At 42.8% G+C, this 21,256-nt stretch carries 14 protein-coding genes, 1 tRNA gene and 2 rRNA genes (1 of these 17 only partly in view); 15 read left to right on the forward strand and 2 right to left on the reverse strand.

Going from position 1 to position 21,256, the window contains the following annotated elements:
* Positions 1-4 precede the first annotated feature (4 nt).
* Complete coding sequence (locus tag EGX73_RS06365; RefSeq protein ID WP_123866831.1) at positions 5-1,402, reverse strand: L,D-transpeptidase family protein; 1,398 nt, start codon at positions 1,400-1,402, stop codon at positions 5-7.
* Positions 1,403-1,708: 306 nt separating this feature from the next.
* Complete coding sequence (locus tag EGX73_RS06370; RefSeq protein WP_003129122.1) at positions 1,709-2,692, reverse strand: L-lactate dehydrogenase; 984 nt, start codon at positions 2,690-2,692, stop codon at positions 1,709-1,711.
* A 322-nt stretch (positions 2,693-3,014) separates the two neighbouring features.
* Here EGX73_RS06370 and pth point away from each other — a divergent pair, with 322 nt between their 5' ends.
* The 15 genes from pth to EGX73_RS06445 all read left to right on the forward strand — a co-directional run.
* Positions 3,015-3,575: an aminoacyl-tRNA hydrolase gene (gene pth, locus EGX73_RS06375; RefSeq protein WP_003129124.1), complete on the forward strand. Its 561-nt coding sequence runs from the start codon at positions 3,015-3,017 to the stop codon at positions 3,573-3,575.
* A gap of 11 nt (positions 3,576-3,586) precedes the next feature.
* On the forward strand, positions 3,587-7,108 hold the full coding sequence (gene mfd, locus EGX73_RS06380) for a transcription-repair coupling factor (protein WP_003129125.1): 3,522 nt from the start codon (positions 3,587-3,589) through the stop codon (positions 7,106-7,108).
* A gap of 19 nt (positions 7,109-7,127) precedes the next feature.
* Complete coding sequence (locus tag EGX73_RS06385; RefSeq protein WP_003129127.1) at positions 7,128-8,732, forward strand: polysaccharide biosynthesis protein; 1,605 nt, start codon at positions 7,128-7,130, stop codon at positions 8,730-8,732.
* Positions 8,719-8,985 carry an RNA-binding S4 domain-containing protein gene (locus tag EGX73_RS06390; protein WP_005472932.1) on the forward strand — a complete coding sequence of 89 codons (267 nt, stop codon included), beginning with the start codon at positions 8,719-8,721 and terminating at the stop codon, positions 8,983-8,985. Before EGX73_RS06385 ends, EGX73_RS06390 begins: the two co-directional genes overlap by 14 nt.
* 84 nt (positions 8,986-9,069) lie before the next feature.
* Complete coding sequence (locus tag EGX73_RS06395) at positions 9,070-9,513, forward strand: septum formation initiator family protein (RefSeq protein WP_003129129.1); 444 nt, start codon at positions 9,070-9,072, stop codon at positions 9,511-9,513.
* Positions 9,514-9,585: 72 nt separating this feature from the next.
* Complete coding sequence (locus EGX73_RS06400) at positions 9,586-10,029, forward strand: S1 domain-containing RNA-binding protein (protein ID WP_005472931.1); 444 nt, start codon at positions 9,586-9,588, stop codon at positions 10,027-10,029.
* A gap of 217 nt (positions 10,030-10,246) precedes the next feature.
* Entirely contained in the window at positions 10,247-11,632 is a 1,386-nt protein-coding gene (gene tilS / locus EGX73_RS06405) for a tRNA lysidine(34) synthetase TilS (protein WP_003129131.1), read from the forward strand.
* A 19-nt stretch (positions 11,633-11,651) separates the two neighbouring features.
* Positions 11,652-12,197, forward strand: a complete 546-nt coding sequence (hpt, locus tag EGX73_RS06410; RefSeq protein WP_003129132.1) for a hypoxanthine phosphoribosyltransferase — start codon at positions 11,652-11,654, stop codon at positions 12,195-12,197.
* 73 nt (positions 12,198-12,270) lie between these two features.
* Positions 12,271-14,364, forward strand: a complete 2,094-nt coding sequence (gene ftsH / locus EGX73_RS06415; RefSeq protein WP_003129133.1) for an ATP-dependent zinc metalloprotease FtsH — start codon at positions 12,271-12,273, stop codon at positions 14,362-14,364.
* A 257-nt stretch (positions 14,365-14,621) separates the two neighbouring features.
* Positions 14,622-15,503 (forward strand): Hsp33 family molecular chaperone HslO, encoded by an 882-nt coding sequence (gene hslO, locus EGX73_RS06420; RefSeq protein WP_003129134.1) that lies wholly within the window; start codon positions 14,622-14,624, stop codon positions 15,501-15,503.
* A gap of 3 nt (positions 15,504-15,506) precedes the next feature.
* Positions 15,507-16,517: a tRNA dihydrouridine synthase DusB gene (gene dusB / locus EGX73_RS06425; protein ID WP_003129136.1), complete on the forward strand. Its 1,011-nt coding sequence runs from the start codon at positions 15,507-15,509 to the stop codon at positions 16,515-16,517.
* A 95-nt stretch (positions 16,518-16,612) separates the two neighbouring features.
* Positions 16,613-18,106, forward strand: a complete 1,494-nt coding sequence (gene lysS, locus EGX73_RS06430; protein ID WP_003129138.1) for a lysine--tRNA ligase — start codon at positions 16,613-16,615, stop codon at positions 18,104-18,106.
* Between the two features lie 674 nt (positions 18,107-18,780).
* Positions 18,781-20,340: ribosomal RNA gene (locus EGX73_RS06435) — 16S ribosomal RNA — on the forward strand.
* Between the two features lie 78 nt (positions 20,341-20,418).
* Positions 20,419-20,491 (forward strand) — tRNA-Ala (locus tag EGX73_RS06440).
* Between the two features lie 172 nt (positions 20,492-20,663).
* Positions 20,664-21,256: ribosomal RNA gene (locus EGX73_RS06445) — 23S ribosomal RNA — on the forward strand (it continues 2,322 nt past the right edge of the window).
* The 16S and 23S rRNA genes sit together here with 1 tRNA gene alongside, the layout of an rRNA operon.

The raw sequence follows: 21,256 nt of genomic DNA on the forward strand, positions 1-21,256 counted from the left end.
TAGATTAAATAACGATAACAGGCGTTCCTACTTCTACCATACCAAATAATTCTTTCATCACACCTGGCGGAGTATTGACACATCCGTGAGACCCGCGGGTCTTCCATAAATCACCACCATATTCTGGTTGCCAATCTGAATCATGAATCCCAACGCCGGTCCAATCAATAGGCATCCAGTAGTCAACAGGAGAAGAATAATCTTCGCCGGTCAATGTAGCATTCCGCTCTTTGTTCCAAACGTAAAATACACCTGTAGGAGTGGGTGATTTAGGTTTTCCAGAAATGATGTCTGTTTCAAGAGCGACTGCACCGTCTTTGTAATACCACATATGTTGATTTTTTAAATCAACTTCGATATAAGTGTTTCCAAACAGTGGACCACTTGGATCTGCACTACCCAAGACCACTGGAGAACGAGTAAAGTCTTCTCCAGTCTTTAAGGCTTCGATCAATGCACTTGTTTCAGAATCAGTTTGGATCGTCCAACTTAGTGTCCCAGCTGGTACGGATACCTCGCTTTGTTTCGTGCTTTTGAACGTAGAAGCATTGGTGCTTGTGTTGTATTGGTTCCCTAAATCTGCTACATAATTCCGTACTTTTTCTTCATCAATCGTGGTTTTTCCATCTTTATAAGAGAGCCAATCCATGATTGTTGCGGTCGGAATCTGGAAAGTTGAGCCATTGATGGAATAATTAGCATTTACTTGAGCAATTTTATTCAATGATTCCATTTCTTTTGCTAGTTCTTTGTCATCAGAAGTAACGCTAGGTTTCTTTTGATACGCAGTCAAATCCAATTCACTTTCGCCGCTAGTAATTGCTTTTTGTAAATCCGTGACAGTTTGTTCGACGTCAATGGCATCACCAACAACTTCTGGCTCAATCGAGAAGCCATCATCTCCTTTTTTCAATGTGGCATCTTTAGAAGCGGTCCGACCTTCATTTAAGGTTTCTAAAGCCTCTTTGATTGTGGCTGTTTCACTTGTCAACTTTTGTTGATCAACAGAAACGGTACCTAGTTTTTTATCTTCTGCAGCAGATACATAGGCCATTCCCCATGTCCACTGGTTTTGTTCATCTTTCAAATCTTCCAATTCTTTTGTAAAATCCGTTTGCAAACCAAATTGAGCCAAATTGATGGTTTTCCAATCCGTATTGCCTTCTTTGATTGTAAAAGACTGTTTGCTGTAACGGTCATGCAACAAATCATTGGCTTCAGCGACCGTTTTATTGCTGATGTCAATATCATCGATCGAGGTATTTGGCAAGAAACGGTCTTGATAATATGTACTTCGATAAGCGTATCCGCCCGCAATCACGACTAGAACGGCAGCGATAGCGATCAGAACGATCTTTTTCGTCTTACTCTGAGTATGTGTGTGTTTGTTGGATCGTGTCATTTAAAGGCTCCTTTTATGATGATTTAAAAATGATAGATCGGCTAAATCATACCATATTCTACAAGAAAAGCGAATTGATTAAGTGAAAGTTCCATGAAAAAATAGAGAATTCTTAAATTATAAAAAGAGTCTGCTCATAGGACAGCAACCAAGAAGTGATTCAACGAAAGCTGCTGTGTGATAAAAGCACAGCAGCTTTACGCAATATTCTTTGGATCAAAGTACACGAAGCATCTTGATTCAAAGGATCTCTTTCTTGTTCGGTCTTATGTTACAGACTCTTGTAAGTGGCTTATAGCAATCGTTTTATTGATTGTCTTCCGCATCTAGTTTCGCAAAAGCTTCATCTAGAATGTCTTTCAATTGTTTTGCAGAAGCAGTCATTCGATCTTGTTCTCCATCCGTCAATGGAATTTCGATTACTTTTTGGATTCCTTGGGCATTAATGATAGCAGGGGCACCGATATAAATATCTTTTAAGCCGTATTCGCCATTCATAAAGACAGAAAGCGGCAGTACTGCATTTTCATCATCCAAAATGGCACGAGTAATACGAGCCAAGGCAACAGCGATACCATAGAAAGTAGCACCTTTTTTCTCAATGATTGTGTAAGCTGCATCACGAACACTGAAGAACAAGTTAACCATTGCTTCTTCATCAATATCGGGGTTGTTTTTGACCCATTCATAAATTTGCAATCCGGCAACATTTGCATGAGACCAAACTGGGAATTCTGAATCGCCATGTTCCCCTAAAATATAAGCATGGACATTACGTGCATCAACATCGATCAACTCAGCTAATGCTTGACGGAAACGAGCAGAATCTAGTGAAGTTCCTGAACCGATTACGCGCTCTTTTGGAAAACCTGAGAATTTCCATGTTGAGTAGGTAAGAATATCTACTGGATTTGCAGCGACAAGGAAGATACCGTTAAATCCTGAATCAACGATTTGTGTAACTACTTCACGATTGATTTTTAAGTTTTTGTGGACTAGATCCAAGCGAGTTTCGCCAGGTTTTTGTGGCGCACCAGCTGTGATCACCACGACATCGGCGTCATGTGCATCTGCATAAGTGGCAGCATAGATTTTTTTGGGTGAGGTAAATGCTAACGCATGAGATAAGTCGATAGCATCTCCTTCTGTTTTTGCTGTATTTATATCAATGATCCCTACTTCTTGAGCAATATTTTGAGTGACTAACGCAAATGCATAACTGGAACCAACCGCACCGTCTCCAACAAGGATTATCTTTTGGTGATCTTTTTTATTTGTCTTAGCAGTCATTTGTGTATCATTCCTTCCGCATATTTGTTTTACTAGGTAACATCCTAACACTTTCAAGCGATTTTGTCATGTGATTTGCTCAACAATGTTACAGATAATTTTGCTGTTTCATTTGTAAATGCTTTCTTTGTTATCCTGTAGGAATTAGGATAAATCAGGGTTTCTAATGATTTTTTTAAGAAAGAGAAATTCTGAGCAAAGGAAAGACACGGTAACAGTCCGTTATGTGTTATAATCGTAGTGAACGTTTTTACTGGGCAGAATTGTCGTGCCCAGTATTTTGTGGTGGTAATTTTTTTGAAAAAATGGAGCGGATCAAAAAATGAAAATGATTATAGGTCTGGGAAATCCAGGCAAAAAATACGAAAAAACAAAACACAATGTTGGGTTTATGGTAGTCGATGCGTTAGCGGAGAAATACCAAGCTACTTTTAAATCATCAGCTTTTGAAGCAGAAATTGCTGAATTTTTTATGAACGGTGAAAAAATCATGTTGGTCAAACCTCAGACTTTCATGAATGAATCGGGCCGGGCAGTAGGGCCTTTAATGACTTATTATGGAGTTTATCCTGAAGAGATCGTGGTTATCTATGATGATCTTGATTTAGCGTTAGGCAAAATTCGTTTGCGGCAAAAAGGCAGTGCGGGGGGGCATAACGGGATGAAAAGCTTGATTTCCCATCTTGGTACATCTGTATTTGATCGCATCAAAGTAGGGATCGATCGACCACAGCCAGGCCGGACAGTGGTCGATCACGTTCTAAGTCCTTTTGCTAAAGAAGACCAGCCGATGATTCTGCAAAGCTTGGATAAAGCAGCAGCAGCAAGTATCGATTACTTGACCACCGGTGATTTTCTTGCCACAATGAATCGATTTAATTAAGGAGGACCTGTATGGATCTGATTGAACTAATAAATAAGGTGCCGCAAGTCGCTGCCTGGCACCAACAATTAACGGATCACGCATCTCGACAGCTATTGACTGGCTTAGCAGGTTCCGCAAAAACATTAGCTTTTGCCGGAGCTTATCAGAAATTTGATCGGCAAGTCATTGTTGTTACACCAAATCTTTATTATACCAATCAAGTTGCCGAAGATTTGCGGAATATTATTGACGACGTGTATGTCTTTCCGGTGGATGAAGTGTTGTCGGCCGAAATGGCGTTTGCTTCACCAGAAGCTCGAGCGGAGCGAGTGACAGCATTGAATGCTGTCGCTACCGGGAAAAAAGGAATTTACGTCATGCCGATCGCTGCATTGCGGAAATATCTGCCTGCTAAAGATACTTGGCTGAACTACCAATTTTCTTGGCATGTGGGGGATGAGATCAATTTAGATCAGTTGCCGCAGCAATTGGTATTGATGGGGTATGAGCGGCAATCAATGATTGGCAAACCTGGTGAATTTAGTATTCGTGGAAGCATTTTGGATATTTATCCTTTGAAAGCTGAATATCCGGTGCGGATCGAGCTTTTCGATGTGGAGATCGACTCGATGCGCTCTTTTGACGTGGAAACACAGCGTTCAGTAGAAACGTTGTCAGAAGTAACGATTGTTCCCACAACAGAATTAGTGTTTTCGCCAGCTGATTTAGCTCATGGACAAAAAGTTCTGCAAGAGTTGCTGAAGAAACGGCTCGCTGTAGTGAAAGAGACCACAGATAAAAACTTTTTAGAAGATTATTTTGGTCAATTAGCATCGGCTTGGCAAAGTGGCATACCTGACGAGAATGCTCGTTATTATGCGGATCTTTTGTATCAGCAACCGACGAGCATTTTGGATTATTTTTCAAAAGATGCACTGCTGATGATCGATGATTATGCTCGTATTATGGAGACAAACCGCGAGATTGAACGAGAAGAAGCTGAGTGGCATACACAAAAAATTGCAGAACTTCGCGTTTTTTCTGAGCAATCTTTCGGGCAAGATGTCCAGCAGCTGATTCAAAAAGAACAATTTTCTACAAGTTTCTTCTCGCTTTTTCAAAAGGGGATGGGAAATCTTCGTTTTCAAGCGATCCACAATTTTCAATATCGACCAATGCAACAATTTTTCAGCCAAATGGGTTTGCTGAAAGTTGAAGTAGATCGCTGGGAGAAACAACAACAAACGGTTGTCTTTTTAGTAAGTGATTCAGAACGAGCAAAAAAATTGGAACAAGATTTTCGTGATCACTCCATTTACGCAGTACAAACCACAGCAGATCGACTTTTTACAGGTCGAACGCAAATCGTTGTAGAAACACTGCAAAGCGGGTTTGAAATGCCCCAAGATAAGTTGGTCATTGTCACAGAAAAGGAAATCTTCCAAAAAATCAACAAGAAACGTACGCGGCGTCAAAATGTGACCAATGCGGAGCGATTGAAGAGTTACAATGAATTAAAAGCCGGCGACTATGTCGTCCATGCGAATCACGGGATTGGTAAATACATTGGTATGGAAACGCTGGAAGTAGATGGTGTACACCAAGACTATATGACCATCCTCTACCAAAATGATGATAAGCTGTTTATTCCAGTTACCCAGTTGAATCTGATTCAAAAATATGTTGCCTCTGAATCTAAAACGCCAAAGATCAATAAATTAGGCGGCAGTGAGTGGGCGAAAACGAAACGAAAAGTTTCAGCAAAAATCGAGGACATTGCAGATGATCTCATTCTTTTATACGCAAAACGCGAATCGGAGAAAGGTTACGCGTTTCAGCCTGATGATGGCTATCAAAAAGAATTTGAAGATGCCTTTCCTTACTCTGAGACAGATGATCAATTACGCAGCACTGCGGAGATCAAACGTGATATGGAAAAAGAAAAACCAATGGATCGCTTATTAGTCGGAGACGTTGGCTTTGGGAAGACAGAAGTGGCATTGCGGGCGGCTTTCAAGGCCATCAAAGAGAGTAAGCAAGTAGCCTTTCTGGTGCCGACAACGATTTTAGCACAACAGCATTATGAAACAATGCTGGATCGCTTTGAAGGGTTTCCAGTCAATGTCGGTTTGTTAAGCCGTTTTCGAACGAAGAAACAGCAAACGGAAACGATCGAGCAAGTGAAAAAGGGCCAAATTGATATTTTAGTTGGCACGCATCGCCTGCTGTCTAAAGATGTAGAGTTTGCAGATCTGGGATTATTGGTGATCGATGAGGAACAGCGTTTTGGCGTCAAACACAAAGAGCGCTTGAAACAATTACGCTCGCAAGTCGATGTTCTTACATTGACGGCTACCCCGATTCCCCGGACACTGCATATGTCCATGTTGGGGGTGCGGGATCTTTCTGTGATTGAAACGCCACCGGAAAATCGCTATCCTATTCAAACTTATGTGATGGAAATGAATCCAGGTGCAGTTCGAGAAGCTATTTTGCGGGAGATGGCACGGGGAGGACAAGTTTTTTATCTCTATAATCGAGTAGATACGATTGAACGTAAAGTCGAAGAGCTCCAAGCGTTAGTTCCAGATGCGCGTATTGGGTATGCCCATGGGCAGATGACAGAAATCCAGCTAGAAAACACATTGTTTGATTTTATCGAAGGACAATACGATGTGTTGGTGACAACCACGATCATCGAAACTGGGGTCGACATTCCGAACGCCAATACATTATTTGTAGAAAATGCGGATTACATGGGCTTGTCTACTCTTTATCAATTGCGAGGTCGTGTCGGTCGAAGCAATCGTGTTGCGTATGCTTATTTTATGTACGAACAGCAAAAAATTTTGAACGAAGTCAGTGAAAAGCGGCTCCAGGCAATCAAAGACTTTACGGAATTAGGTTCCGGATTTAAAATCGCGATGCGTGATCTTTCGATTCGAGGTGCAGGAAATCTCTTGGGGGCGCAACAGCACGGATTTATTGATGCTGTTGGGTTTGATATGTACTCTCAAATGCTGTCAGAATCCGTAGCGCGTAAACAAGGGAAAAATACACAAGCGGAGAAAACAACGGTTGAGATCGATCTTGGCATCGATGCTTATCTGCCAACTTCTTATATAGAAGATGAACGGCAAAAAATTGAAATTTATAAACGCATCCGTGAATTGGATTCTCAAGAAGCGGTGGATGAGCTGCAGGATGATCTGCTTGATCGCTTTGGAGAATATCCGGTCGAAGTGGCTCACCTATTAACTGTCGGAGAAATCAAAATGAATGGGGATCGGGCATTGTTAGATACGATCCGTAAACAGCAGCAAACAGTGATCCTAACGTTAAGTAAAGTTGGCACCAAAAACTATTCTGTCGAACAGCTGTTTGAAGCGTTGAAAGCGACCAAGCTTAAAGCGACGATGGGTGTCGATCACGAGCAGATGACGATCAAACTTCAGATTCCTGCTGTGATGAAAGAAAGCACTTGGCTGTTAGAGATTCAAGATTTTGTCAAAGCGCTACGGGAACAAAAATACGTGTTACAAGAAAATTAGTTATAAAGGGGCGGAGAAGATGCCAAAGTCACAATTAAAACGGACGATGGAAGGAGCATTTATTTTAACGATTGCTTCTTTCATTGCCAAAGTGTTAAGTGCGGTTTACCGCGTCCCTTTCCAAAACTTAGTTGGTGACGAAGGGTTTTACGTCTATCAGCAAGTCTATCCAATCTATGGATTAGCTATGACATTGGCTTTATCTGGGTTGCCGCAATTTATTTCGCGCGTGATCGCCGAACAACCTGATCCTCAGAAGCAGCGTGCCCAGATCCAAGTCATCTATCCGTATGTTTTTTGGACAGCGATTGGACTATGGGCAACGACGTTTTTCTTTGCCGATGTTATCGCTCGGGTCATGGGAGACGCAGGACTGGCATCTTTGATCCGCGTGGTATCCTTTACATTCCTCTTTGTACCACCCCTGACTTTTTATCGTGGGAGTTTCCAAGGAAATTTACAGATGGTACCGACGGCAGTTTCCCAAGTAGTAGAACAGCTCCTTCGAGTCGGAGTGATTTTAGTAGCGGCCAGTTTTTTTCATCTCTTCTCATGGGATGTTTATCAGACTGGGACTTTGGCAATGTCCGGCGCATTGATTGGCGGACTTGCGGCGTGGGGGATTTTAAGCTATTATAGTCGGAAAATCACCGGTCGGTCGTTAGCGATCCCCACAAAAACTATGCCTACCGCACATGCTCCTTCCTTGCGTCGCCGTTTTTTGATTGAAGGGGGACTGTTGACCATTTACAGCGGTTTTTTGATTTTGTTTCAGTTGGCAGATTCCTTTTTGATGACGAACTCACTTGAAGCCAGCGGTTTGACGGAACAAAGTGCCCGCATTGCAAAAGGGATCTATGACCGAGGACAGCCATTGGTTCAGTTAGGTCTCGTGGTAGCGATGGCTCTAAGTTCGACTTTCTTGCCAACATTGACGAAATATCTGACAGTCAAAAATCAGCACTTGTTTGAAAAATCAGCTAAGATGTACTTGCGGTTGACTTTAGGGATTGCCAGTGCTTCTGCAGTTGGCTTGGCTATCCTGCTTCCTTATATCAACTTCGCTCTTTTTAAAGATGGTGCCGGCAACAGTGCGTTGGTCTTATTTGTTTTTGCGGTCGCTTTGATGGCTGCAATCCAAGCGTATCAAAGCATCCAACAAAGCCGGAACCAATTCCGTGTAGGGATTTATGCAGCAGGATGCGGCCTTTTGCTTAAAGGTTTGCTGACGTGGCCCTTGACCTATCTTTTAGGAACAACTGGTGCGAGTTTGAGTACCCTTTTAGGTTTGATCGGTACTTTAATCTATTTTGTGTTTTCTGAGAAAAAAGCATTGAACAGCTTTTGGATAGAGCAAGGGTATGGCAAAAAACTCCTGCTTTGTTTAGGGATCATGGCTTGCGCACTGTTTTTATATTATGGTGTGATCACTCTGTTGAGTGGAGGTCCAGTGACGAAAAGACTGCAAGCGCTGATTTTTTGCCTTGGAGGGGTCTTTTTTGGCGGGACAGTTTTCATTATAATGGCTCTCAAAGTTAAATTATTAACGATTCGAGAATGGCTGCTCGTTCCGTTTGGAAAAAAATTGTTGAAATTAAGAGGTGGAAAAAATGAGATTAGATAAATTTTTAAAAATATCCCGGATTATCAAACGTAGATCTGTTGCAAAAGAAGTAGCAGATAAAGGGCGTATCCAAATCAATGGAAAATTGGCAAAATCCAGCAGTGATATCAAAGTCGGCGATACGGTGCGTATTCAGTTTGGAAATAAAGTATTAGAAATAAAAGTACAAGAATTACACGAATCAACTAAAAAAGAAGATGCAGCTAAAATGTACGAGATCCTCAAAGAAGAACGTATCTCAGAAAATGCTTGATTTTTGTCCCATTTTCAGTTAGACAACTTTTGTGGATGTTGGTATAATGGAAAAAACAATCACAGTGACAGGAGCGAGGTCAGCATGGATAAAGAGCCAAACAAACAAATAGAACTATTGCAGACCGAGTATGCCAAAGAGCAATTTGCCAAGTTCGAAAAAGAACGACGACAAGTGGTCTTTCGTCGACGTCGACTTGTAGCTGTTTTTGTTGCAGCGCTAGTGATTTTTGCAATCGTAGGTATTCAAATGTTCAATGATCAAATGCGTCTGCAAAAATTACAAGAGTATAAAGCAGAAACAGTAGCAAAACAAGAAGCAGCGGACAAAAAAGTGACACAACTTAAGCGAGATGTAGCACTGTTGCAAGATGACGAATACGTTGCAAAATTAGCTCGCAGTAGATTCTTTTATTCAAAGAAAAATGAAAAGATCTACCCTGTCTTGCCGGATGCTTCTGATTCAAAAACAGAAACAAGCGGTGATGAGGCAAATGCTAGTGATACAAAGACAAGTGATTCGGAATAAACAAGGTCATACCTACTCATCGCAGTAGTTGAAATGATTAAATGGGTAAAAATTAGGAGGAACATTTTTTATATGTCAATCGAAGTTGGAGCGAAACTAAAGGGCAAAGTGTCTGGTATTACAAATTTTGGTGCGTTCATTGATCTTGGTGAGGGGAAAACTGGTTTGGTACATATCAGCGAAGTATCAAATGGGTTTGTGAAAGACATTCATGACGTGTTGTCTATTGGCGATGAAGTAACCGTTGTTGTGACGGCAATCGGCAATGATGGAAAAATCGGGCTATCGATCCGTAAAGCAGAAGCAAAGCCGGAAGAAAAACGTGATTTTCCTAAAAAAGAATTCAATCGGTCAAGTCCGAAGAAATCTTTTTCACGCAATCAACCGACGAACGTAAATAAACAAGACTTCGATTCATTGATGAGTTCTTTTCTAAAAGATAGTGATGATCGTTTATCTTCATTACGACGTAATACGGAAGGTAAACGCGGCGGCCGTGGCGGTCGACGTAACTAAACAGGATGAGCAAGTTGTCAAAAGAATTTGTGACGTAACGATAAGTATTTCAAAAAATATCCGAACTATATCCGATTACTCCTACCATGTAGTAGGCTTTCGCCGTGGAGCACGGCGTTTTGGAATCGGCATAGTTCGGATATTTCTCTTTCTTAGCAATAGACAGTCATTTTTAGTTTGAAGTTAAGTATAGAAGCAAGAGACACGGAGGGATAGAATGCTTAAGCAAAAAGTCTATCATGCAATCAAAGCCGATGGATGGGTAGAGGATGCTACTTGTTTGCTTGCTGTTTCGACAGGCGTGGATTCAATGGTTTTACTCCATGTGATCGAAGAGTTGTTTCAGCAAGGAACATTTGGCGTGGCTCATGTCAATCATAATCTGCGGGAAGCTTCAGACGACGAAGCAGCGTTCCTGAAGGACTATTGTCAAACGCGCGGGATTCCATATTATGAACGAGTTTGGCAAGATCCGCCCCAAAATGGCATCGAAGCGGCCGCTAGAGAGTTCCGCTATCATTTTTTTGCAGAAACGATGACTCTTCAGAGTTATGATTGGTTATTAACCGCTCATCATGCAGATGACCAGATGGAAACGATGCTGATGAAGATGGTGCGAGAGGGACGCTTGCAAAACGCTTCGGGAATCAAGCGCAAGCAACCTTTTGGTAACGGTTATTTGATCCGTCCCTTCCTAACGATCGCCAAAGAGGAGATTAGAGACTATGCAAGAAGGAGAGGGATCGCTTATTTCGAAGATGAAACGAATCAGCAAACGCTGTTTCAAAGAAATCGCCTGCGTCATCAAGCGGTCCCTCTGCTGAAAGCAGAGAACCCGAGAGCTCTTGATCATTTTCAGCAGCTTTCTCAAGAGATGATCTATGCTGACCAATTGATCAAAAAGCAGCAAGCAGATTGGCTCGCCACGATACTTCATGAGGAAGCTGAAGGCTATTTTTTAAACTTGGATGAATTGGCTGCGTTTACCGCAGCAGAACGCTATTACTTTTTTGAAGGTTTGCTACAGAAAGTTTCCCATGATAAAGGAATCTCGTACAATACTAAACAACGAGAGCAGTTGCTGTATCTACTAGAACATAATCCCAGTCAGTGGATAATCGATTTAAATCAAGATTGGCAGATTGTTCGAGTTTATGATCAGTTGAAAGTCACTGCTGTTAAAAAAGGCTCTCACCTCCAAACGCAGGTAGATGAGACGCATTTTGTTCTAAAAAAAGGTGAAAGTTTCTTTTTGTCGGACCATGAATGGATCGGCTACATTCCAAGTGACGCCCAAGTTCCAGAAAAAGTCATGGATTGGTCAGAGATTTCACAAATTTTACCGATACAATATCCTGCGACAGTTTTTTTGCGGAAGCGAAAACCAGGGGATCGGTTACAGCTGAAACCAGGTCTTACGAAAAAAATCAGGCGTTTCTTTATCGATGAGAAGATTTCGAATGAAAAGCGTGCTGCTAGTTGGGTCCTGACAGACGCTCAAGAGAATGTATTGGCACTTTTGCCTTATCTATTTTCCTATTTGAGTATTGAGCAAGAAACTGATAAAATACACTACATACTTCTTTATAAATATCGGAAGTAAGAGTTGGAAGGAGAACTTTATGTTAGACAAAGATATTGAGAAAATTTTGATTACTCGAGAAGAGATCCAAAATCGTTGTTCTGAACTAGGTAAAGAACTGACGGAAATCTACAAAGATAAAAATCCATTGGTCGTTGGCGTATTAAAAGGAGCTGTTCCTTTTATGGCAGACATCGTCCGAGAAATGGACTGTCATTTGGAATTGGACTTTATGGATGTTTCTAGTTATGGAAACGCGACAATTTCTTCTGGCGAAGTGAAGATTTTGAAAGATTTGGATACAAATGTCGAAGGCCGAGATATGCTGATCGTAGAAGATATTATTGATAGCGGTCGCACATTAGCCTATCTAGTAGACCTATTTAAATATCGCAAAGCAAAGTCGGTTAAAATCGTGACATTGCTAGACAAACCAGAAGGACGTGTGGTGAAAATCGATGCCGACTATATTGGCTTTGATGTACCGAACGAATTTGTGGTCGGCTATGGATTGGATTACGCGGAACAATACCGTAACCTCCCTTATGTGGGTGTCTTAAAACCAAGCGTTTATCAATCAAATTAGTGACTGATCTAAATCAGTTGTGATACAATTAAATGGTCAGGATTGATAAAACAAAATAGCCAAGGAGGTACGCATGAATAAGAAAAATAACGGTATGATCAAAAATACCTTATATTATGTACTTGTCTTGTTAGCAATGGTCATGGTCGTCTATTTCATTTTTGGAAATGGCAATCAGCAAACGCCAACAATCGAGTACTCAACATTTACGGAGCAGCTGAAAGACGGAAAGGTCAAACAGTTTACCGTTCAGCCTGCTAACGGTGTTTACCGGATCGTCGGTGAATACAATGCCGAACAAACCGTCAGCAATGACAATGGGCTTTCCGTACTAGGAAGCACGCAAGCAAGTACGACACGTTTTACAACGATCATTTTGCCGAATGACTCGACATTGAGCGAGGTTACGACATTAGCAAAGGATCAAGGGGTTAAAACAACGATCGAAGAAGAATCGAACAGTGGTGTTTGGTTATCGTTGCTGATTAGTTTCTTGCCAATCGTAATCATCATTTTCTTCTTCTATATGATGATGAGCCAGCAAGGCGGCGGTGGCGGCGGTGGCGGCCGTGTCATGAACTTTGGAAAATCCAAAGCGAAAGAGGCCGACAAAAAAGCCAATCGCGTTCGTTTCTCTGATGTAGCGGGTGCTGAAGAAGAGAAACAAGAATTAGTCGAAGTGGTCGAATTTTTGAAAGATCCACGACGCTTTGTCGAATTAGGTGCGAGAATCCCAGCTGGTGTGCTGCTAGAAGGACCTCCAGGGACAGGGAAAACATTGCTAGCAAAAGCGGTTGCCGGAGAAGCTGGCGTTCCGTTTTACTCTATCTCAGGCTCAGACTTTGTGGAAATGTTTGTCGGGGTCGGAGCGAGCCGTGTCCGGGATCTATTTGAAACAGCCAAGAAAAACGCACCGGCCATCATCTTTATCGATGAAATCGATGCGGTTGGGCGCCAACGTGGTGCCGGCATGGGTGGTGGACATGATGAACGTGAGCAAACGTTGAATCAGTTATTAGTTGAAATGGATGGATTTGATGGCAATGAAGGAGTTATTGTTATTGCAGCAACCAACCGTTCCGACGTGTTAGACCCAGCCTTGTTACGTCCAGGTCGTTTTGACCGACAAATTCTTGTTGGCCGTCCGGATGTTAAAGGCCGTGAAGCTATTTTACGAGTTCACGCACGGAACAAACCGTTGTCGGATGATGTGGATTTGAAAGTCGTAGCACAACAAACACCTGGTTTTGCCGGTGCTGATTTAGAGAATGTCTTAAATGAAGCTGCGCTAGTCGCTGCTCGTCGCAATAAAAAGAAAATCGATGCCTCTGATATTGATGAAGCAGAAGATCGGGTAATCGCAGGACCTGCGAAGAAAGATCGTGTCATCAATAAAAAAGAACGCGAAATGGTTGCTTACCATGAAGCGGGTCATACGATCGTCGGTTTAGTCTTAAGCCGTGCGCGGGTCGTTCACAAAGTAACGATCATCCCTCGGGGCCGTGCTGGCGGTTACATGATCGCATTACCTAAAGAAGATCAATTCTTAATGACGAAAGAAGATATGTTTGAACAAATCGTCGGATTGCTTGGTGGACGGACAGCAGAAGAAATCATTTTCGGCGTTCAATCAACCGGAGCATCCAATGACTTTGAACAAGCAACAGCTTTAGCTAGAAGTATGGTCACAGAATATGGTATGAGCGACAAACTAGGTCCAGTTCAGTATGAAGGCAATCATCAGGTCTTCGTCGGTCGTGATTATGGTCAAACCAAAGCTTACTCAGAACAAGTTGCTTTCGAGATCGATCAGGAAGTACGCCGTATCTTGATGGAGGCACATCAAAAAGCACATGAGATCATCGAAGAACATCGTGCGCAACATAAATTGATTGCCGAAAAACTGCTTGAATATGAAACATTGGATGCAAAAGCAATCAAGTCATTGTTTGAAGAAGGCAAAATGCCTGCTGGAACTGAGAATTCAGAATATCCAAGCGAAAAAGCTCAAACTTTTGAAGAAGCAAAACGCGCTTTAGAAGAGAAAGATGCTGAAAAGCAAGCTGCTGAGAAAAAAGATTTTGATCAGCAAGTAGACGAACTTCGTCACAATAATGAAAATCACGAAGCTTCATCTCAAGATAAAACAGAGGACGGTCAAGAGTAGTCGTTCAATTATCAATAGGTGATTAGCTATCGTAAAGTCTAGGGACTGTGTCATAAGTCAAAACAAGAGAACAGATTCGAATGAGGTTCGGACCAGTTGCTTGTTTTACGGCTTGTGCCGCAGTCCTTTCTTGTTAACAAATCGAGAAATAAACCGACAGAAAACATTGGCTTTTCTCTAAAATGGTGGCATTCAGTTGAAAAAAAAACAAGTTCCTAGTATGATTCACTAATGAACGAAATAAAGGAGCATAAACAATGGAAGATTACTTAGTAAAAGCATTAGCTTATGATGGTTTTGTTCGTGCCTATGCAGTGTCTGCAACAAAAACTGTTAGTGAAGCACAACAACGTCATGATACTTGGAATACAGCATCAGCAGCGCTAGGCCGCGCTATGGTTGGAAGCCTGCTTTTGGGCAGCACGTTAAAGGGTGATGACAAATTAACGGTCAAAATCCAAGGGAACGGACCCGCTGGAGCAATCATTATTGATAGCAATGGTCGTGGAGATGTCAAAGGGTACATAAAAAATCCGCATGTCAGCTTGCCGCTAAACGGACAAGGAAAGTTGGATGTGCGAGGAGCAGTAGGAGATCAAGGAATCTTTACTGTAATCAAAGATTTAGGGTTGAAAGAACCGTTTTCTGGACAAACACCTATTGTCTCTGGAGAATTGGGAGAAGACTTCACTTATTACTTAGCAGTTTCTGAACAAATCCCTTCGGCCGTTGGATTGAGTGTGTTAGTTGATACCGATGATTCTATTCGAACAGCCGGTGGTTTCTTACTGCAGATCATGCCGGGAGCAGATGAAACGGTTATTGATTCAATCGAGAACCGCCTGCAAGAATTACCACGAGTGTCATCATTGCTGGATGAAGGGAAATCGCCTGAAGAAATTTTGACGGTATTGTTGAATGACACCAAAGTCGAAGTGTTAGAAAAAATGCCTGTTCAATTTCGATGTGATTGTAGCAAAGAAAAATTTGCGACAGCGATCATTACATTAGGCGCGGATGAAATACAAGAAATGATGGATGAAGATCATGGTGCAGAAGCTGTTTGTTCATTCTGCGGTAATAAATACCATTTCGATGAACAAGAACTTGCTAGATTAAAGAAAGAAGCTGAGGCATAGAAGATGGCGATACACAGCTGGAAAATCGGTAATGTCGAAATCCCTAATCGAGTTGTCGTTGCGCCTATGGCAGGAATAACCAATGCGGCGTTTCGCGTAACGGTCAAAGAATTTGGCGCAGGCTTAGTCGTTTGTGAAATGATCAGTGATCGGGGAATCCAACTACGAAACAAAAAAACATTAGAAATGCTTTATATAGATGAAACAGAACATCCTTTAAGCTTGCAAATTTTTGGTGGGAATAAAGAGTCTTTGGTCGAAGCGGCTCAATTTGTCTCAGAAAATACAGCAGCAGATATCATTGACATCAATATGGGTTGTCCGGTAAATAAAATTATTAAAGCGGAGGCTGGTGCAAAGTGGCTATTGGATCCAGACAAAGTCTACGAAATGGTGCATGCAGTAGCTACGGCAATTGATAAACCGGTCACAGTCAAAATGCGGATCGGTTGGGATGATGAACATATTTTCGCTGTCCAAAATGCGCAAGCTGCTGAAGCGGCAGGTGCAGCGGCGATTGGGATGCATGGCCGCACGAGGGTCCAAATGTATGAAGGAGCGGCTAATTGGTCGGTATTAAGAGAGGTGAAGCAAGCAATTTCGATCCCTTTTATGGGGAACGGAGATGTTCGGACACCAGAAGATGCCAAACGAATGCTGGAAGAAGTCGGCGCAGATGCTGTCATGATCGGACGAGCAGCATTGGGGAATCCGTGGATGATCCATCGTACAAAACATTATCTTGAAACGGGAGAGCTGATCGCCGAACCTACTCCACGGGAGAAGATCGCTACAGCCAAACTTCATTTGGAAAGGCTTGCTGATTTAAAAGGTGAATTTGTTGCTTCCCGAGAGTTTCGGCAGCATGCTGCCTACTATTTAAAAGGCATTTCACGGGCAGCTAAAGTCAAAGCGGCAATCAACCAGACAGAGAATAAGCAAGCGATTATTGATCTGTTAGATGCATTTGTAGAAAAGACAGAAAAACAACCTGTCGGAAATACTCCTGAGTAAAGTAAAATCAAGTCGATCTTGAACTTCGGCTTGATTTTTTGTGGCATCATTGGCATTATAAGAAGGAAACCCAAGTTAAGAATGGAGGAAAACTCGTGACAGAGGAACGACAAAAACAAGAAGAATTAAATGATCAAATGTTGGTTCGCCGTGAAAAGATGGAAAAATTACGGGAAGAAGGCATTGATCCCTTTGGCAAGCGCTTTGAACGTACGCATAATTCTGCCGAGTTGCATGAGTTATTTGATCAACGAACAAAAGAAGAGTTAACAGAGATGAATCTTTCTGCAAGTGTTGCTGGACGAATGGTGACGAAACGTGGTAAAGGGAAAGCTGGCTTTGCACATTTGCAAGATCGTGATGGTCAGATTCAAATTTATGTCCGCAAAGATCAAGTAGGTGACGAACCGTATGAAGGATTTAAGCATGCTGACTTAGGTGATTTCTTTGGTGTCTCAGGGGAGATCATGAAAACTGATACGGGGGAAGTAACGATCAAAGCAAAAGAAATCGTTATTTTGTCTAAAGCGTTACGCCCACTCCCGGACAAATACCATGGACTTACCAACATCGAGCAACGTTACCGTCAACGTTATCTGGATTTGATCAGTAATAAAGATAGCTTTGACCGATTCATGAAACGCAGCCAGATCATCAGTGAGATTCGTCGCTATTTGGATGGTCATGGCTACATTGAAGTGGAAACGCCTGTTTTGCATAATCAAGCGGGTGGGGCAGCAGCTCGTCCATTTATCACTCATCACAATGCGTTAGATATTGATCTATATTTGCGAATCGCGCTTGAGTTGCACTTGAAACGATTGATCGTAGGTGGTATGGAGAAAGTCTACGAAATCGGCCGGGTCTTCCGTAATGAGGGGATTGATACTACCCATAATCCAGAATTTACTATGTTAGAAGCTTATACAGCCTATACAGATTTCAAAGATGTTATGGATCTAACTGAGGGAATTATCCGCAATGCAGCAGAGAAAGTTTTAGATTCTGCTGTGATTACTTATGATGGACAAGAAGTCGACTTGGCGAGTGATTTTGCCCGCGTGCATATGGTCGATGCTATCAAACAACAAACGGGTGTCGATTTTTGGAAAGAGATGACAATCGAAGAAGCACATGCTTTAGCAAAAGAACACCAAGTGGAAGTCACTCCAACGATGACAGTAGGACATGTTATCAATGAATTCTTTGAAACGTTTGTTGAAGAAACCTTACAGCAACCGACCTTTGTTTATGGACATCCGGTAGAAGTCTCACCTCTAGCGAAGAAGAATCCAAAGGACCCTCGATTTACAGATCGTTTTGAACTATTTATCGTAGGCCGGGAGTTTGCTAATGCTTTTACCGAATTAAATGATCCAATTGATCAAAGACAACGGTTTGAAGCACAAGAAAAAGAACGACAAGAAGGAAACGATGAAGCTCATGGAGTCGATGAAGACTTCCTTGAAGCGCTAGAATACGGCATGCCGCCAACCGGTGGTTTAGGGATCGGGATCGATCGTCTAGTCATGCTGTTGACAGATGCACAATCGATTCGCGATGTGCTGTTATTCCCAACAATGCGTTGATAATTCATAAAGAGAGACACACGGGTGTTTACTTGTGTGTTTCTTTTTTTACCAGTAGTTCCCTCCAAAATGACTAACAAGAAAAAAACAAGGGAGAAACTCACTGCTAAATGGAACGAAAACGAATTAAAAACGAACGATGAATTCATTGGATTGTAAGAATGAACGCCTTTGAGAAATTACGAAAATAAGAGAGAAAGTTATTGACCTGACAGCATTTAGTTGGTATATTATTACATGTGCCAAATGACAAAAATCATTTCTAAAAGAAAATGAAAAAAGTTATTGACGCCAGAACCAACAGATGATATTATAACGAAGTCACAAATTTAAGAAATCAATTTGATGCTGATGCAGCAACAAAAAAGATTGAAAAAAGTTGTTGACAAATAACAATTCATTTGTTATTCTAATGAAGTCGCTGATGACGCACAGGAAGTTGTTGAATAAACACTTTCGAAAAAAACTTTTAAAAAAGAGTTGACATTCACTTGTTGATCTGATATGATTTAAAAGTTGCTAACGCAGCGCAGTAGACCTTTGAAAACTGAACAAAGCAAGCAAACGAACCAATGTGTAGGGCGCTTCATTTATGAAGCAAAATACATGCAAGCAATAGCTAGCAAAGTTAATTTTATTTGAGCTTAACGATCCTATGGATCGTTCAAACAAATCATTATGAGAGTTTGATCCTGGCTCAGGACGAACGCTGGCGGCGTGCCTAATACATGCAAGTCGAACGCTTTTTCTTTCACCGGAGCTTGCTCCACCGAAAGAAAAAGAGTGGCGAACGGGTGAGTAACACGTGGGTAACCTGCCCATCAGAAGGGGATAACACTTGGAAACAGGTGCTAATACCGTATAACACTATTTTCCGCATGGAAGAAAGTTGAAAGGCGCTTTTGCGTCACTGATGGATGGACCCGCGGTGCATTAGCTAGTTGGTGAGGTAACGGCTCACCAAGGCCACGATGCATAGCCGACCTGAGAGGGTGATCGGCCACACTGGGACTGAGACACGGCCCAGACTCCTACGGGAGGCAGCAGTAGGGAATCTTCGGCAATGGACGAAAGTCTGACCGAGCAACGCCGCGTGAGTGAAGAAGGTTTTCGGATCGTAAAACTCTGTTGTTAGAGAAGAACAAGGATGAGAGTAGAACGTTCATCCCTTGACGGTATCTAACCAGAAAGCCACGGCTAACTACGTGCCAGCAGCCGCGGTAATACGTAGGTGGCAAGCGTTGTCCGGATTTATTGGGCGTAAAGCGAGCGCAGGCGGTTTCTTAAGTCTGATGTGAAAGCCCCCGGCTCAACCGGGGAGGGTCATTGGAAACTGGGAGACTTGAGTGCAGAAGAGGAGAGTGGAATTCCATGTGTAGCGGTGAAATGCGTAGATATATGGAGGAACACCAGTGGCGAAGGCGGCTCTCTGGTCTGTAACTGACGCTGAGGCTCGAAAGCGTGGGGAGCGAACAGGATTAGATACCCTGGTAGTCCACGCCGTAAACGATGAGTGCTAAGTGTTGGAGGGTTTCCGCCCTTCAGTGCTGCAGCAAACGCATTAAGCACTCCGCCTGGGGAGTACGACCGCAAGGTTGAAACTCAAAGGAATTGACGGGGGCCCGCACAAGCGGTGGAGCATGTGGTTTAATTCGAAGCAACGCGAAGAACCTTACCAGGTCTTGACATCCTTTGACCACTCTAGAGATAGAGCTTCCCCTTCGGGGGCAAAGTGACAGGTGGTGCATGGTTGTCGTCAGCTCGTGTCGTGAGATGTTGGGTTAAGTCCCGCAACGAGCGCAACCCTTATTGTTAGTTGCCATCATTTAGTTGGGCACTCTAGCGAGACTGCCGGTGACAAACCGGAGGAAGGTGGGGATGACGTCAAATCATCATGCCCCTTATGACCTGGGCTACACACGTGCTACAATGGGAAGTACAACGAGTTGCGAAGTCGCGAGGCTAAGCTAATCTCTTAAAGCTTCTCTCAGTTCGGATTGTAGGCTGCAACTCGCCTACATGAAGCCGGAATCGCTAGTAATCGCGGATCAGCACGCCGCGGTGAATACGTTCCCGGGCCTTGTACACACCGCCCGTCACACCACGAGAGTTTGTAACACCCGAAGTCGGTGAGGTAACCTTTTTGGAGCCAGCCGCCTAAGGTGGGATAGATGATTGGGGTGAAGTCGTAACAAGGTAGCCGTATCGGAAGGTGCGGCTGGATCACCTCCTTTCTAAGGAATAATACGGAAGACTACACATCGTTTGCCTTTGTTCAGTTTTGAGAGGTCTACTCTCAAAGATAAATACCCGGGGCCTTAGCTCAGCTGGGAGAGCGCCTGCTTTGCACGCAGGAGGTCAGCGGTTCGATCCCGCTAGGCTCCATTAACGACAGAGGTCGTTAAGTTTGTTCATTGAAAACTGGATATCGAAGAAAATCAAAACAAGTAACACACACCGAGTTGACAAGTTAAAGAGTTTTTTAATAAGTTCAACGCTTATTTTCTTGAGCAACCTTCTATCGCTAGAAGAAGTACTCACCGACCGTAAGGTCAAAGGTTAAGTGAATAAGGGCGCACGGTGGATGCCTTGGCACTAGGAGCCGATGAAGGACGGGACTAACACCGATATGCTTTGGGGAGCTGTAAGTAAGCTATGATCCAGAGATTTCCGAATGGGGGAACCCAGCATCTTTTATAGGATGTTACACAGTTGTGAATACATAGCAGCTGTGAGGTAGACGCAGAGAACTGAAACATCTAAGTACCTGCAGGAAGAGAAAGAAAATTCGATTCCCTGAGTAGCGGCGAGCGAAACGGGAAAAGCCCAAACCAACAAGCTTGCTTGTTGGGGTTGTAGGACTCCAATATGGTAGTTGAAACAGATAGTCGAAATACTTGGAAAAGTATGTCAAAGAGGGTAAAAACCCCGTAGATGAAATCTGGCTCACACCTAGGAGGATCCTGAGTACGGCGGAACACGAGGAATTCCGTCGGAATCCGGGAGGACCATCTCCCAAGGCTAAATACTCCCTAGTGACCGATAGTGAACCAGTACCGTGAGGGAAAGGTGAAAAGCACCCCGGAAGGGGAGTGAAATAGATCCTGAAACCGTGTGCCTACAACAAGTTAGAGCCCGTTAATGGGTGAT

This window comes from Enterococcus sp. FDAARGOS_553, from assembly GCF_003812305.1.
Lineage (GTDB): Bacteria > Bacillota > Bacilli > Lactobacillales > Enterococcaceae > Enterococcus_D > Enterococcus_D gallinarum.